The organism is Psychrobacter sp. N25K4-3-2 (assembly GCF_015351755.1).
GTDB classification, from domain to species: domain Bacteria; phylum Pseudomonadota; class Gammaproteobacteria; order Pseudomonadales; family Moraxellaceae; genus Psychrobacter; species Psychrobacter glaciei.
Genome location: NZ_JADKLX010000001.1, coordinates 905,159 through 920,994, shown reverse-complemented (window position 1 = coordinate 920,994; position 15,836 = coordinate 905,159). Strand labels below are relative to the sequence as shown.

13 protein-coding genes are annotated in these 15,836 nt (G+C 42.9%); 4 read left to right on the top strand and 9 right to left on the bottom strand.

Going from position 1 to position 15,836, the window contains the following annotated elements; translation table 11 throughout:
- Positions 1–55: 55 nt before the first annotated feature.
- Both IOD06_RS03635 and topA read left to right on the top strand, forming a co-directional pair.
- Positions 56–637 (top strand): hypothetical protein, encoded by a 582-nt coding sequence (locus IOD06_RS03635; protein WP_194619178.1) that lies wholly within the window; start codon positions 56–58, stop codon positions 635–637.
- Between the two features lie 279 nt (positions 638–916).
- A complete protein-coding gene (gene topA, locus IOD06_RS03630) occupies positions 917–3,574 on the top strand; it encodes a type I DNA topoisomerase (protein WP_010196278.1) in 2,658 nt (885 codons plus the stop codon).
- Between the two features lie 119 nt (positions 3,575–3,693).
- On the opposite strand, the gene IOD06_RS03625 is transcribed toward topA, so the two are convergent.
- The 3 genes from IOD06_RS03625 to lon all read right to left on the bottom strand — a co-directional run bounded on the left by IOD06_RS03625 (position 3,694) and on the right by lon (position 8,296).
- Positions 3,694–4,251: a superoxide dismutase family protein gene (locus IOD06_RS03625; protein ID WP_189580036.1), complete on the bottom strand. Its 558-nt coding sequence runs from the start codon at positions 4,249–4,251 to the stop codon at positions 3,694–3,696.
- Positions 4,252–4,428: 177 nt separating this feature from the next.
- Positions 4,429–5,526, bottom strand: a complete 1,098-nt coding sequence (locus tag IOD06_RS03620; RefSeq protein WP_194619176.1) for a hypothetical protein — start codon at positions 5,524–5,526, stop codon at positions 4,429–4,431.
- A gap of 142 nt (positions 5,527–5,668) precedes the next feature.
- The gene (lon, locus tag IOD06_RS03615) at positions 5,669–8,296 is read right to left on the bottom strand and encodes an endopeptidase La (protein WP_194619174.1); all 2,628 of its coding nucleotides are present in this window, start codon (positions 8,294–8,296) and stop codon (positions 5,669–5,671) included.
- Between the two features lie 469 nt (positions 8,297–8,765).
- Between lon and IOD06_RS03610 the strand changes: the two genes are divergently transcribed.
- On the top strand, positions 8,766–10,127 hold the full coding sequence (locus IOD06_RS03610) for a Na+/H+ antiporter family protein (RefSeq protein ID WP_194619172.1): 1,362 nt from the start codon (positions 8,766–8,768) through the stop codon (positions 10,125–10,127).
- A gap of 119 nt (positions 10,128–10,246) precedes the next feature.
- Here the strand turns inward: IOD06_RS03610 and IOD06_RS03605 are convergent, their stop codons facing one another.
- From IOD06_RS03605 to IOD06_RS03595, 3 genes are all read right to left on the bottom strand, one after another.
- A complete protein-coding gene (locus tag IOD06_RS03605) occupies positions 10,247–10,663 on the bottom strand; it encodes a hypothetical protein (protein WP_194619170.1) in 417 nt (138 codons plus the stop codon).
- A gap of 157 nt (positions 10,664–10,820) precedes the next feature.
- Positions 10,821–11,057 (bottom strand): hypothetical protein, encoded by a 237-nt coding sequence (locus IOD06_RS03600; protein ID WP_194619168.1) that lies wholly within the window; start codon positions 11,055–11,057, stop codon positions 10,821–10,823.
- Positions 11,057–11,707 carry a 5-formyltetrahydrofolate cyclo-ligase gene (locus tag IOD06_RS03595; RefSeq protein ID WP_194619166.1) on the bottom strand — a complete coding sequence of 217 codons (651 nt, stop codon included), beginning with the start codon at positions 11,705–11,707 and terminating at the stop codon, positions 11,057–11,059. The genes IOD06_RS03600 and IOD06_RS03595 overlap by 1 nt, the downstream gene beginning before the upstream one ends.
- Before the next feature lie 198 nt (positions 11,708–11,905).
- On the opposite strand from IOD06_RS03595, the gene fumC reads away from it, so the two are divergent.
- Positions 11,906–13,309, top strand: coding sequence for a class II fumarate hydratase (gene fumC / locus IOD06_RS03590; protein ID WP_194619164.1), 1,404 nt, complete (start codon positions 11,906–11,908; stop codon positions 13,307–13,309).
- Positions 13,310–13,506: 197 nt separating this feature from the next.
- Here fumC and IOD06_RS03585 read toward each other — a convergent pair whose 3' ends face one another.
- The 3 genes from IOD06_RS03585 to IOD06_RS03575 form a co-directional block, all read right to left on the bottom strand.
- Positions 13,507–14,010 (bottom strand): hypothetical protein, encoded by a 504-nt coding sequence (locus IOD06_RS03585; protein ID WP_194619162.1) that lies wholly within the window; start codon positions 14,008–14,010, stop codon positions 13,507–13,509.
- Positions 14,011–14,027: 17 nt separating this feature from the next.
- A complete protein-coding gene (locus tag IOD06_RS03580; protein ID WP_194619160.1) occupies positions 14,028–14,498 on the bottom strand; it encodes a Panacea domain-containing protein in 471 nt (156 codons plus the stop codon).
- A 439-nt stretch (positions 14,499–14,937) separates the two neighbouring features.
- On the bottom strand, positions 14,938–15,750 hold the full coding sequence (locus IOD06_RS03575) for a MipA/OmpV family protein (RefSeq protein ID WP_194619158.1): 813 nt from the start codon (positions 15,748–15,750) through the stop codon (positions 14,938–14,940).
- Between the last annotated feature and the right edge of the window lie 86 nt (positions 15,751–15,836).

The following is a 15,836-nucleotide window of genomic DNA, read 5'->3' as shown; positions in this document are numbered from 1 at the left end:
CAGGTCAAATGTATCGCCTCAGCAGTATTTTAATTCAGCTAAAGGTCAGGTTGTTATGGGAATATGGATTGTCATCGCCATTGTACTATTTGTACTAGGGAGTATGATGGCGCTCAAACCGAGCGGTATCGATCAGCGCTTGGATCATTTACGCATGACCGCCCGTCGCTTACAATTGAACCCAAAACTGATCGCTTGTCCGGATTGGATCATGGGCAAAGACAATGAATATGGTCGCGGGATGCTTGGTCAGTATGGCTTGGTGCTAGATAATGTCAAACTGCCACTAACCCGTTATCAGGTCATCGATGGGTGCTGGCGACCAGATAGCAATGCAAACAGCAACGCAAACCCTGCAGACAAAAATGCGAGTGGCAGTAGTAATGGCAATACGCCACCTCAAACCAATTTTAGCTTGGACAAAGTGCCGCTAGCATTGCCAGCCAGTATTGAGCCGTTTGTAAAAGCCTTGTTAATCAAGTCCAATAGCATTGTTATTTACTGGGAAGATATCGCCTATGTGCGCCCAGTAACAAATCCTAATTATCAGCAAAAAATGATTGAGGCAGACTTACTAGTACTAAAAGCACAGCTTAAAGCGTGGGCGTTACAGATGCAAAAAAATCGCAAGAACTAGTAAATCGTTTTTTAGTCTCCATTAATGAGCAATAGGTAAGCAGTTTTGCGATGCCCCAGTTATTTACAGTTGACAGCTCAGCGCCTAGCAGTGTAACGTCTTTGTATCTTTATTGCTGTTTTATGACTCGTATCGGCGTCGTTGCTTGCTTTATACCTTTTTATATCGGCAGCTATTATTACAATAAATCGTTGATCTATGATGATCAGCTTCCATAAATTACCATGCTGCTGAATTTAACCTTACTTTTAAACTACTTATATTATGGTGTCGTCAAATATGGCAAAAACCACAACTAAAAAAAGTCCAGCTCCTGTCTCTGACAGCTCCAAAGGTAAGTCTTTGGTGATTGTTGAGTCACCAGCTAAGGCAAAAACGATCAATAAATACCTCGGCAATGACTTCGTTGTTCGCTCGAGTATCGGACACGTACGCGATTTACCCGTCGGTGCGAGTAAAAGCGCGAAGAAGCCAGCGACTAGCAAAAAAGATGACAGTCTGAGCAAAGAAGAAAAAGCGCAGCAAGCATTGGTACGTCGCATGGGTATCGACCCTGAACATGACTGGGCAGCAGTGTACGAAGTACTGCCAAACAAAACCAAAGTCATCAAAGAGCTCAAAGCCTTAGCCAAAGACGCTGACAAAATCTATCTGGCAACGGATATGGATAGAGAAGGGGAAGCCATCGCTTGGCATCTCAAAGAAGTCATCGGTGGCGCTGATAGCAAGTATGAGCGCGTGGTCTTTAACGAGATTACCAAAACCGCCATTCAAAATGCCTTTAAGCAGCCCTCAAAACTCGATATCGATCGCGTCAATGCCCAGCAAGCACGCCGCTTTTTGGATCGCGTCGTTGGTTTTATGATATCGCCATTATTGTGGCAAAAGGTTGCACGCGGTCTGTCAGCAGGGCGTGTACAGTCGGTCGCCATGCGTTTAGTGGTCGAGCGTGAGCATGAAATTCGCGCCTTTATCCCAGAAGAGTACTGGCAGATTCATGCTGATACTCACGTCGCCAGCAGTAAAAAAGACGCTGAACAAATTGCCATTCGTTTAGAGGCGACCAAGCAAGGTGGCAAAACGCTAAAGCTTGTCAATAAAGAGCAGACGGATAAAGTCTTAGAAGTGCTTAACGCCAACGACTTTATCGTTAAAGAGCGTGAAGAGAAGCCAACACAATCACGTCCGAGTGCGCCATTTATTACCTCGACATTGCAACAAGCAGCCAGTACGCGATTGGGATTTTCGGTTAAGAAAACTATGATTTTGGCGCAGCGTTTATACGAAGCCGGTCATATTACCTATATGCGTACCGACTCGACCTTTTTATCTGGCGATGCACTTGCCGCTGTCCGTGGCTATATCGAAGACAGCTATGGCGCGAAGTATGTACCAGAAAAGCCTAACTTCTATGGCAATAAGCAAGGCGCACAAGAGGCGCATGAAGCGATTCGTCCGTCTAATGTCAATATGAAATCCACACAGCTGAAAGGCGTTGAACGTGATGCGATACGTCTGTATGAGCTGATTTGGCGTCAGTTTGTCGCCTGCCAAATGCTACCAGCAAAGTATCTGTCAGTGAACTTGTTTGTTGGTGCTGATGATGTCGAGCTAAAAGCGCGTGGTCGTACGCTAGTATTTGACGGCTATACCAAAGTCATGCCGCCGGCGAAGACCGATGATACCTTGTTACCTGATGTCAAAAAAGGCGATAAGTTAACGCTAGACAAGCTTGATCCAAGCCAACACTTTACCAAGCCTGCACCGCGCTATACCGAGGCAAGCTTAGTCAAAGAGCTTGAGAAAAAAGGCATCGGTCGTCCATCGACTTATGCTTCTATCATCTCGACCATTCAAGATCGCGGTTATGTGAAGCTTGAAAACAAGCGTTTATTTGCCGAAAAAATGGGCGATATCGTTACTGATAGACTGACGGCAAGTTTCCCAGATTTGATGGATTATACCTTTACCGCCGCGCTTGAAGACAAGCTTGATCATGTGGCAGAAGGCGATACAGACTGGAAAGATGTCCTCGATAATTTTTACGGTGACTTCAAAACCACGCTTGATCGTGCTAAAGAAAAAGACGGCATGCGTCCAAATGATCCAACCGATGTACCAGACGTCCACTGCGATATTTGCGATCGTCCGATGCAATTACGTACAGGTTCTACGGGTGTCTTCTTAGGTTGTACGGGTTACAATTTACCACCGAAAGAGCGCTGTAAAGGCACCAAGAACTTAATGCCAGTCGAAGCTTTTGCTAATCTTGATGATGCCGAAGGTGAGGAAGACGAAGCGGCCGAAGTCAAAGATTTGATGGAGAAAAAACGCTGCCCGAAATGTGGCACCGCAATGAACGGCTATATCGTGGATGGTGGCCTTAAGCTACACATCTGCGGTAATAACCCTGACTGCGACGGCTATATTTTAGAAGAAGGTAAATTCGAAGTACCGGGTTCAGACGCACCTACCATCGATTGTAATAAATGTGATGGACAGATGGAGCTGAAGACGGGACGCTTTGGTCCTTACTTCGCTTGTCAGAAATGTGACAACACTCGTAAAGTACTAAAAACAGGCGAAGCAGCACCACCGCGCATGGATCCTATTCACTTGCCAGAGCTAAAATCGGTCAAGCATGAGGATTACTTCATTTTGCGTGAAGGCGCAGCTGGGATGTTCTTGGCAGCATCTAAGTTCCCGAAAGTAAGGGAGACACGTGCACCAAAGCTCGCTGAGCTAAGAGAAATCAAAGACAAAATGGAAGACAAGTTCCAATATCTCTTTGAAGGTCCAGACGAAGATCCTGAGGGTAATGCAACGATTCTACGTTGGTCACGTAAGAAAAAAGAGCAGTATATCGGCTCTGAGAAAAATGGCAAAGCCACGCGTTGGGGTGTGTACTGGCGCAAAGGCGAGTGGGTAGAAGAGTAATGCTTTTTTACCTTTAGGCTTTGTACCTCCATCTTGCTATCGTAATATTTTAAGTCATAAAAAAACCTCTTAGATAATCTAAGAGGTTTTTTTATGCTGTCAATAAACTCTAAATGTCATTAGTTCTTTTCGATGATACCACAAGCGATACGGTCGCCTGCATTACCTGCTGGCTGACTAGTATAGTCATCAGTACCACCATGAACGATAAAGGCTAGGCGATTAACGCTGTATTTACCTGCTTCTGTTGCCGCGATTTTTTTGTTCACATAATTAATAGTAGCAACACCATTTTCATTTGCCGTTAGGTTTGGCAAATCACCTGCATGACCATTCATATCATCAGGATTAGAATGTGGCTTTTTGTCCGGATTAAAGTGACCACCTGCCGCTTTACCCATAACATCACAGCTACCAGTTTCATGAATATGTAGGGCAACAGTCTGACCCGGTGTCAGGTTCATTAGCTTACCGTAGACCTGTACACCACCATCGACTGGGCGTAAGAAAACTTGTCCAACTTCCGTTTTATTCGCGTCTGTTGTTTTAAGCGCTGATTTCAACACAGGTTGATTCAGTGGATTGCCAGTCTTTAATTGACCTTCTGTACTCTGGCAACCAGTCATAGCTAGAGCAGAACCACATAATAGAGCGCTTGCAAGAATTACTTTTTTCATCGTCTTCTCCGTTTATTTAAATAGTCTTTCAAATTTTTATATTTATAATCGTTACTGGTTTTGTTACAACATATCGTTGATATCGCAATCAGTATAGCTAAGAGCTTGTCATAGATATTCATTAAAAGCGCAACAATCGGTTAATAAATGTAAGTATCGTATGGGTTTGAAAATTGGTTACGGTGTTTTCTTTACTTCGCTTTGCCAAACTAAGGTTTCGCCTGATTCTAACTTCTGAGTAAGGAGATAGTTGGATTCTGAATTATCAGAAGGATTAGATACTTTCTGCTTATCAAGATTGTCCAGGGTTAACTGACTAGAACTATAAAGCATTAGCCCGCTAAGGCTTGATTCAATATCATCAATGTCATCACCACACCCTACCATCGTTGAAGGGTTGCCACCAATTAGCAATATTTGATTAGTAGATAAAGCATAAGACCCACCAGCCCCGTTGCATCCGACAGAAAATCCAACACCTTGGCTAAAACTACTTTGCTGAGGATTGCTATAATCATGTGAACCAAGTCTGTAGTTTGCAGTAATAGGTACATCTGGACGATTAAATTTATTAATAGTTTTATTGGTATCGTCAGTTGCACTAATAAGACGCCATTGGTATCGCTCTAATAGTGCATTGGTCAGCGGTATGCCCACCACAGGATATTCAGGCTTGGGCGTACCCGAAAAAATCAGTGTTTTTCCTTTATTGGTTTTTAGAGCCAGCTGTTTTAATGTCTTGTTAGAACTCTGTGCAAAGTTTGGTAGTACTGGATCAAATCTGAAAGCTGTATCTGAATAGGGTATAAAAACACCATTTACGACATTTCCTGTTTTGTTCTTGATTGTGTTTTTATTACTCAAATTTTCGATAATTGAATGGTTTACTGTGGTGCAGTTATCAGATGGTTCTCTGACATTGATTTGCCCATAAAGGTACGGTAATGGTAACCACATATCAAAAGAAACTTGGTGACGCTGACAGCCTTCTGTAAATGTTAAAAGGCTTGGATGTACCTCCATTATCAAAGGCAGCTTTTGGTTAAGAGGCTTAATTCGACCATTATCATCGCTGACATGGGTTAATTGCCACTCATATTTTGTGGTGGTTTGAAACAGTCTGGATTCGAGTGTGGTCGCTGACCATTCCTTATCGTCGATAATGGGGCTGGCTTGTGCTGAATGATTGATACTTTTGGTTTGGCAGCCTAGTAAGGCGAGGGGTAGTAATGCACTTATTATAACTAGAGGGATTCGTAAACGATTTAACAGCATATATTTCTACTTGATAAACATTTGTCTAAAATATAGCACAAGGTCTTAGAGGAATTGTTGTTTATTTTTGTCAAAAAAAAGCCGCCCATCATAGTGATGAGCGGCTCTTTAATTTGTAAGACTGGATTAGTAATTGATCAGATTAGCTATGCAGTGCTTTGCCTGAGGTTTTATCAACCGTCACTTTAGCAGGTTTAAGCGGCACTGGCATACTCACCAACGCAACTTTTAATATCTCATCAATCGTTGCGACTGGCTGAATAGTCAGGCCTTCTTTGACGTTATCAGGGATATCGGCCAAATCACGCTCATTGGTCGCTGGAATCAACACATGCTTGATACCACCGCGATGTGCCGCAAGTAGTTTCTCTTTGAGACCACCGATACGTAGGATTTTTCCTCGTAAAGTGATTTCACCTGTCATCGCAATATCTGGACGAATGGCGATACCTGTCAATGCAGATACGAGTGCTGTAGTTAATGCACCACCAGCTGATGGGCCATCTTTTGGCGTAGCGCCTTCAGGCATATGCACGTGGACATCCGTGGTTTTGAACGTCTCGTAATCAATCCCTAAGCTGTCACCGCGAGCACGAACCACACTCATCGCTGCACGAATCGACTCTTTCATGACATCGCCGAGTGACCCTGTAAAGCTAAGCTCACCTTTGCCTTTCATCGCAACTGCTTCAATGGTTAATAATTCACCACCGACTTGTGTCCACGCCAGACCAGTGATACGACCAATCTCAGGCTCTTCTTCAGCCAGACCATAATCATATTGATGAACACCAAGGTAGTCATCGATGTTTTTGTCATCGACTGTCACTAGCTGACGTTCAGCTTTTTTCGGAGCACGTGCGCCATGGCTTTCAACCGAACCGCGAACAACTTTGCGGCAGATTTTATTCACTTCACGCTCAAGGTTACGGACACCTGCTTCACGGGTATAACTACGAACGATACTATGCAGTGCCGCTTCAACAATCTCAATCTCGCCTTCTTTGAGACCGTTATTCTTGATTGCTTTTGGCACTAGATACTTCTGTGCGATATTTACTTTTTCTTCTTCGGTATAACCCGGTAAGCGGATAACTTCCATCCGATCAAGAAGCGCCGCTGGAATATCCATGCTGTTAGCCGTACAGATAAACATCACTTGCGACAAATCTAAGTCCATATCTAAATAATGGTCGTTAAACGTATCGTTCTGTGAGGGATCTAACACTTCAAGCAATGCTGATGCTGGATCACCGCGGAAGTCTTGCGCCATCTTATCGATTTCATCCAATAAGAATAGCGGATTTTTGACTTCAACTTTGGCCAGTGATTGAACGATTTTACCCGGCATCGCACCAATATAGGTGCGGCGATGACCACGAATTTCCGCTTCATCGCGCACGCCGCCAAGCGCCATACGCACGAACTTACGACCAGTGGCACGCGCAATCGACTCACCCAATGAAGTTTTACCAACACCAGGAGGACCGACGAGACATAGAATCGGACCACGCAGTTTTTTCACACGTGATTGCACGGCGAGGTATTCTAAGATGCGGTCTTTTACATCTTGTAATCCGTAATGGTCTTCGTCTAATACCGTCTTAGCTTTGTCTAAATTGATCGAAACTTTAGTCGTCGCATTCCACGGCGTGTCCAAAATCCATTCAATATAGTTGCGTACGACTGACGATTCACTCGATGCCGGCGGCATCATTTTGAGCTTTTTAAACTCTTGCTCAGCTTTTTTGCGTACATCCTCTGGCAGGTCAGCATCTTCTAGACGCTGCTCTAGCTCAGCCACATCATCTTCACCATCGAACGCGCCGTCATTCATATCTGACAGCTCGTTTTTGATGGCTTTCATTTTTTCGTTTAAGAAGTACTCGCGCTGATTCTCTTCCATTTGCTGACGGACAGCTTCTTGGATATCTTGTTCGATATTCTGCTCAGCACTTTGTTTGACCAAATATTCAGTCAAGGTATTGATATGCGTTTTGATATCGTCTTTTTCTAAGAACGACTGTTTGATATCAAGATCCATCGATACACGAGTTGAGATGAAGTACACCAACTCAAGTAAGTCGTCAATGCGTTTCGCCACGCGCGTTAGCTCACGGGCATTACGCAGACGCGCATCAGCATAGCTTTCAAATAGCGTGGTCAACGCTTGAATGGTGTTCTTTTGCTGACTCTCATCCATACTGACATCGAGGTCAGCACGTTCAAATTTCGCCATCAATAACGTGTCGTGATCTTCTATATTGTCAACGCGCGCACGATACTGACCTTCGATCAATACCTTGATGCAGTTTTCATCGCTGTCATGTGGCATGGTGCTGACGATGCGGCACACTGTACCGTATTGATATAAGTTGTCTTGATCGATGTCTTCGGTCAGCGAGTCTTTTTGCGCCACGACCAGTACTTTATTGCCATACTCAGCCTGTGCCAGCTCGACCGCTTTCACCGATGGTGCACGACCTACGAACAAGGCAATCTGCATATGTGGATAGACGACCACATCACGCAGTGCCAATAACGGTAAGTAGGTGTCGTCTTCAACGCTGTCTTTAGCATCGTCGTCTTCACTAGTACTGTCTTCACTATCGTCGTCTTTGACAGTGGTTTCAGTATTGTCAGACGCTGTCTCTAACTCGCTTTCTGACGCATGACTAGACAACGTGTCTGGCTGGTTATCATCAGCAACAGTAGATGAAACGTCGACATCTATGTCGATATTGTCTTGGGCTATTTTATGTTCACTCATATATTTTTCCTCGTTCACCAGACTTGTAAAGTCAAGTTCGTGGTTCATGTTTAGATAAATGGTGCTCCCAGATAAAATTGCAAGGCTTGTACTCAAACTCACCTGCTTAACTGTGCAAAATATTTATATCTAACTGAATACAGAGCATCATATGGTTATGAGCTTTATGCGTTGCTGGTGAGAATCCGTATATCGGAAGTAACCATACAAGAATCATAGAAAGCAGTCATAACAGATGCTTATAGATCACTTATAAATAGCATCTATCAAATATCTATTGGGGTCTACGCATAGGTTTTATAGGCAAAATAAGGTAAACTGTCGCGCGTCTTAAACGGTGTGTTTTAGAGTAGAACGCTTTATAGACACATTCGAGAAAAAGCATTTTTGAGACGATGGCGATATCCATACATTATGAGATATCAATAAGTTTAAATTGAACCAAAGCAAATAGAATACGAGGCAACACATGGCAATCAATGCGGTACTGCTGGCAGTCATCATCATGTTGGGGCTGTCACTTGCGCGAGTGCACGTGGTGCTCAGTTTATTAATTGGTGCGCTGGCTGGTGGATTAATAGCGGGTCTTGGTATCACTGATACGCTCAATGCGTTTCAAGAAGGTATTCGTAATGGGGCGCAGATTGCACTTTCATATGCGTTACTTGGGGCGTTTGCGGTCGCAATTGCTCATTCGGGTTTGCCGCAATCACTGGCAGGATCAGTCATCAAGCGCATTGATGCAGGTGGCACCAGTGGCATGATTAAGTACATGCTGTTTGCAGGCTTGATTACCATGAGCTGCTTTAGCCAAAACTTAATCCCTATTCATATTGCCTTTATTCCGCTACTTGTACCGCCATTATTGTTAGCATTTAATCGAATGCATATTGATAGACGTCTGATCGCTTGTCTGTTGACCTTTGGTTTGGTCACCACCTATATGTTTATCCCATATGGCTTTGGTGATATCTACCTCAATCAAATCATGCTAAAAAACGTCGGTGAAGCAGGCATTGATATCACTAATATTTCTGTGGTCAAGGCCATGGCAATTCCTGCACTTGGTATGCTCATTGGTTTGCTGGTTGCTGTATTTATCAGCTACCGTAAGCCACGCGCATATCAGCAGATTGCGATAGATCAGCAAGCGCATGATGCCGTAGTAGAAGGCGATGCATTAAGTAAAACCGCTGCTGGTGCACAGTCGCAAAGCAAGCTAAAAACGCTGGTTGCACTGGCTGCTATCGTGACTGCTTTTGTCGTGCAGTTATACACAGACTCGCTACTACTTGGCTCAATGTTTGGCTTTGGTGTGTTTATGGCGACTGGCGTGGTGAAATGGCGTGATGCTGATGGCGTCTTTAATGACGGTATCAAGCTGATGGCGATGATTGGCTTTATTATGATTACCGCGCAAGGGTTTGCGGAAGTCATGAAAGCGACTGAGCAGATTCAGCCACTCGTTGATGGGGCTGCGTCACTGTTCGGTGGTAATAAAGCGATGGCTGCATTTATCATGCTATTGATTGGTCTCATTGTGACCATGGGTATCGGCTCGTCATTCTCGACCATTCCTATTTTGGCCGCCATTTATGTGCCGCTATGTATTTCGTTAGGGTTCTCACCATTGGCGACTGTGGCGATTATAGGTACGGCGGGCGCGTTGGGTGATGCCGGTTCTCCTGCGTCAGACTCGACATTAGGGCCCACTTCTGGTCTAAACATCGATGGACAGCATGACCATATCAAAGACAGTGTAATCCCCACTTTTATTCACTACAATATTCCTTTGTTAGTGTTTGGTTGGATAGCCGCGATGGTGCTGTAGGTGATTTGGTCAGCCCTTTAACTCAATCCAAGTACCCAACAAAAAAGACGCTTATCGGTAAGCGTCTTTTTTTTGCATTAGTTATAGGACTGTTAGAATAATTAAATTAGACGGTTATCTTAAGTACCGATATCTTGCTTTATACTTTCTATATTTTTGCGCAACAGGTACACGAAAAACAGCGTAATGAAGGGGTCATAAACACGATCTAGTCTCAAATCGCCATTGATGTATTCAACAATAGCCAACGCAAACAAAGACAGCAGAATAAAAGAAAAGCATTGAGATATAGGAACCAAAAAACGTAGAAAAGATGTGCTGCTAGAGGGCTTTATATGACGTATTTCAATATGGGTGCTAAGCGCGAAGGTATAAAATGCTGCAAGCGCTAGCAAAAAGGTTCTTAGTTCAGCAAAATCAAAGCCGTTGTAATCATAAATATAAGCCGCAGGCGTGGCCAAGAGTAATAGCACGAACAGATAAAAACAAACTTGTAGCGAAGCGGGCGACATAAACTCTTTTTTTACTTTGTCCACGATCAACGACCTATACTGTAATGATAATTATTTGCGATAAGTATAGTTTATAGGCCATGTAGAAACAATAGTTTGGCAATAAAAAGCAAGCGTCGATCAAATCAAACCACTCTATAACCGCGTTTCTTCAAATTGTGCTCTATCAGTTATATATGTGTTATTCATCAAAATCTCTAATTTCACCGCTTAAACTACTCAAAAACTCATCACTTTGCGCTAGCAGCTCGTTTAAGCGTTTCTCGTTAATTAACGCTGATAACTCATCAGTACTAAAAGCCTGTTCTTGACTGTAGTAGCGTTGCTCTCTAGCGTCCTCGTTGCCTAACGTTTGTAAATATTCATCCACGTTATCAGCGCTAGAATTTTTTTCAGACTTTTTATCGTCATTTTTCATCAAAACCACCTTATGCCGCTTGGCGTAATTAAGCCATCTAATGGTACATCCCACGGTTGGCGCTCTAATTGCTCAACCACTTGAAAGTCATAACACCAGCCAATTTTTAATGGCTTTTTAGCGCCCGACCGATAGCTTTTGCCAAGCGTCGTATCATAGAACCCACCACCCATGCCCATACGGTTGCCGTTTAGGTCGACCGCCACCAGTGGGCAGATAATGACATCCAATTCGCGCGCCCAAAGTAGTCGACGATGATGGTTTTGCCTCATGCCCAAACGATGAATGCGAGTCGGTACGTTGACGAATTTAGAATGGTAAATTGGTACAAAACGTAATCGTTTGTCATTAGTGCCATCGCTAGTACGACCGAGCGAACCGACGACTGGTAAATAAGGTAAATAGCCTAAGCGTTGACACCAATCTAATATTGGCTGAGTAGGTAGCTCACCAAAGCCATCGTAATATAAGCCAACTCGTGCATTAGCTGGCAAGCGCTGCTGTAACTTCGTTAGATGCAAACTCGCTGCTTGTCCCATATTCCTACGCGCACTGTCAGTCAGCTGCCGCCGCTGGCGAGTAAAGTGTCGTCTGGGCGGGTTGCTAACGGCTGATTCCTCTGACGCTGCGTTTTTTGGTTCAGGATGCATATCTATACTATCCGCTAGTTTGTGAGTTTGATGATGACAGCTGCTTTTAGACGTTAGCAATGGCTATTTGTCAATATTCAACGGGTCGTAGTCATGCTATCATAACGCCACTTTACATCGTATTCTCCTTTATGTGCAGCAGCTGTTGCACTTTTTATCGTTCAGTTATTTAACAACAAACCAGTAAAGAGGGTAGTTATGTCGACACAGAATCAGGCAACTCGTACCGAAAAAGACACCATGGGCAACGTAGAAGTCCCAGCTGACGCTTATTGGGGTGCGCAAACCCAGCGTAGCCGCGAAAACTTCAAAATTGGTGGCGAGACTTTGCCACGTCCGATGATTGAAGCAATGGCACTGGTCAAAAAAGCCGCTGCAATCACTAATGCTAGCCTAGAGCGTATCGAAGATGACAAGCGTGATCTCATCGTGCAAGCTGCTGACGAAATCATCAACGGTGGTCTAACGGATCAGTTCCCATTGGTTGTATGGCAGACGGGTTCTGGTACGCAGTCAAACATGAACATGAACGAAGTATTGGCCAACCGTGCCAACGAAATCGCTGGTTCTGAGCGCGGCAGCTACACGCCAATTCACCCAAATGATCATGTCAATCATGCACAGTCTACCAACGACAGCTTCCCAACGGCGATTCGTGTGGCTGCTGCTCGTCAGATCAACAGCTTGTTGATTCCAGCGGTAAAAGCACTACGCGACACATTAGCGGCTAAAGCCAAAGAATTCGATAGCATCGTAAAAATCGGTCGTACGCATTTACAAGATGCTACTCCATTAACGTTAGGTCAAGAGTTCAGCGGCTATGTTAGCCAACTTGATCACTCATTGGTACGTATTGATAACGCGTTACAAGGTCTATATGAATTGCCACTAGGTGGTACTGCAGTTGGTACGGGTCTAAACGCCCATCCTGATTATGCAGTAAAATCAGCTGAGCAACTAGCGACTTTGACTGGCTTGCCGTTCGTTACCTCACCGAACAAATTTGAAGCACTAGCGGCTCGTGATGCAGAAGTATTTGCGTCAGGCGCACTAAAAACGCTAGCAGCTAGCTTAAACAAAATCGCTAACGATGTACGTTGGTTGGCATCAGGTCCTCGTTGTGGTCTAGGCGAATTGACGATTCCTGAGAATGAGCCAGGCTCTTCTATCATGCCGGGTAAAGTTAACCCAACTCAGTCAGAAGCATTGACGATGGTTGTCGCTCAAGTCATGGGTAACGATGTGACGATCAGCATGGCTGGCGCATCAGGTAACTTTGAGCTAAACGTTTATAAGCCAGTTATCGCGTTTAACTTATTGCAATCTATCAAGCTGTTGGGTGATGGCTGCAACAGCTTCAATGAAAATTGTGCCGTTGGTATCGAGCCAGTAAAAGACAAAATCGATGATTTCTTGCACAACTCATTGATGCTAGTGACTGCATTGAATCGTCATGTTGGTTATGAGAATGCTGCGAAAATCGCTAAGACTGCGTATAAAGAAAACAAAACCTTGAAGCAAGTTGCGGTTGAGCTAGAGCTATTAACTGAAGCTCAGTTTGATGAGTGGGTAATTCCTGCTGATATGGTGAACCCTAAGTAAGCAGTAGACCAAATAATGACGCTGCTACGGTGTCAGAATTGCTTAATGTACGACAAGTACAATTTGTACTGCTAGTAGCAGCATCATATTTGTTCCACTAAAAATTTAGAATAAAAAAAGACCTTGTCACTTCTTGTACGAGAATGTGGCAAGGTCTTTTTTCTAGCTATCAGTTCGAAAAATTGAAATAGATATAATTATTCGTTTTCATTTTTTTCTTTAAATACTTCGATTCCATTGGGAAATAGCCATCTAGCGACGATGTAAATAATTCCAATCACGTTGATAGTAGTAGTGGTAATAAAAGCTATTAATACGTTATCTGATAGATTAAATTCAAAAAGAGTAAAATCTAGACTTAACCATTCGATTTTTATGTGTAAGTTGCCTATCCCAGTTAGCAGTACGATAAAACCGATAAAAATTAACCAAATATATGTTAAGCGATAAATATTTTTAGCATATTTCTGTCGGAGAGTATTAGTTTCTTTATAATCTCTAAGAGTTTCTTCTGAACGTCTATGTGCTAGCTCTTCTTCCTTTGTTTGTTGATAAGGTTTGGCTAGGTTTTCTTTATACTTTGACAAATAATCATGAACACTTTTACTTGAGTTGTTCGTAGTGTTTCTAAAAATTTCTTCAGGTATATCGTTATTTCGCAAAGATTTCAGTGTCTCGTCTAAATCGTTTTCATTATTCATATTATCTACCAAAACGTTTAGTTAGATTGTTGAGTAATAACGTTTATCAATGTTTTATAATAGTCAGCAATCACATTATTATCTATCATGCCATAGTCATTATTTCTCCAAGTAATATCCCAAGGAGTACCAGCTTGATGGGTTAGATCAGATAACTTATAAGCAGACATATCGCTATATTTTGACCAGACATAATTAATGATTTTTTCTTCATTTAAATCAATTCTATCCTCATAAGGACTTATTGGAATTGTAGAGGTAATATTGTTAGAGCCATAGCTCATGAGGCTAGAATATAATGGTTTAATTAGTGGTCCATATGTCCACGCATAGGTCTCTTCGTAATATAAAGGTTTGTCGAGTAGAGCTAGACAAAAGCCATTTGCTATGTAAACTAATTTTTGTAGTTGCATGTTGGATAAAGGCTTACTTTCTGCATGTGAACGCTCGATAAAAGCGTTAGCTATTACCTTAGCTGACGTAGTCATTATTTCACCTTATTAAGAAATACAGATTTAGGTAGTTTGTTATAAAACTAGCACAATTATTTTATTGTTATTTAGCGACAGATGCTAATAGACGAGATAGTAGCTCAAGAGATGTCATGGAATTAAATATCAGGATACGTTGTAAGTATAAGAAGCTGCTATCATAAATATAAAAATTTTTATATTTGTTACCTACTAATTATATGATGTACTCTAGCTGTTCTAAATGCAAGACAATAGTAACAACTGCTAAAATCTGTCTCAAGTATAAACGACAACTAATGTCGCATATAAAGTAATTGGTGAGTGATAGAGTTCTATAAGTTTTATCTGATACATCTCAAAGAAATATAGATCATAGCAATTCATAGTCAAATTAAATTGTTCAAAAAAGCCGAGCAAAGTGCTCGGCTTTTTTAAATCAAAAATCTAAGCTCAATTAGAACTTATAAAGCAAACCAAGCGTCGTCGCGGCTTCAGTACGTGAGTCTACCATTGGGCTGTCGTATTGCTCAGTCGGCAGATAACTTAGGCTTTGACTGGCGAATCCTGCCCAGCGCTCATTGAAATCGTAGTTGGCACTAATATTGATATAAGGATTTAAGCTCGAATTAGATTTATAAGCAGCAACGCCCGTTTCTGCTGATTCTTTTTCACTGACGCCATAGTAGTATTCATTGTAGTCAGCATCATAATACTCAAAGCCAATGCTTGGATAGACCGTTAGCTTGTCTTTAGTAATTCTGGCAAGGTAGGTCAAGCGCGCCGTGTTACCACCACTACGATCTAGCACGTCAGCGCCTATTTGAGCACGGAAGCCGCCGACAGGTGTACGGCGCTGATAGCTAAGTCCTGCTTCTGCTGACGACTTACGTTCATCAAGACCTTGAAGCGCGCCATTGGCATCATCAGGATCAAACTCGCTGCCCGCGAGCTTGGCATAAGCAGACAGCTGATTCACACCATCATTGATTAGATATGCACCCGCTTGAGCACCGCGCACATAAAACTTATTATTGTCATAAAATGCACCCGGCAGCACCCGCACTTCGGTGCTGTCTTCTAGATCATAGGCTGACTTGACCGCCATGACGTTAACGCCAACGCTGAGCTCAGCATCTGGATCAGCCGGTAAGTTTTTATTAAAAAAGGCGGCATTTGACATGCTGGCAACACTAAATAGGGCAGTAGCTATTAAGGTGTTGAGCAAGGTGCGCGTAGAGATAGTGGGTAGCACTGAAGATTTAAACATAATCAAGTCTCGTAAGTAGGTAAAAATAGCCGGATAACAATAGAGGAATAAGGAAAGCCAAAATCAGATGTCTGTTTTTGTGAGCC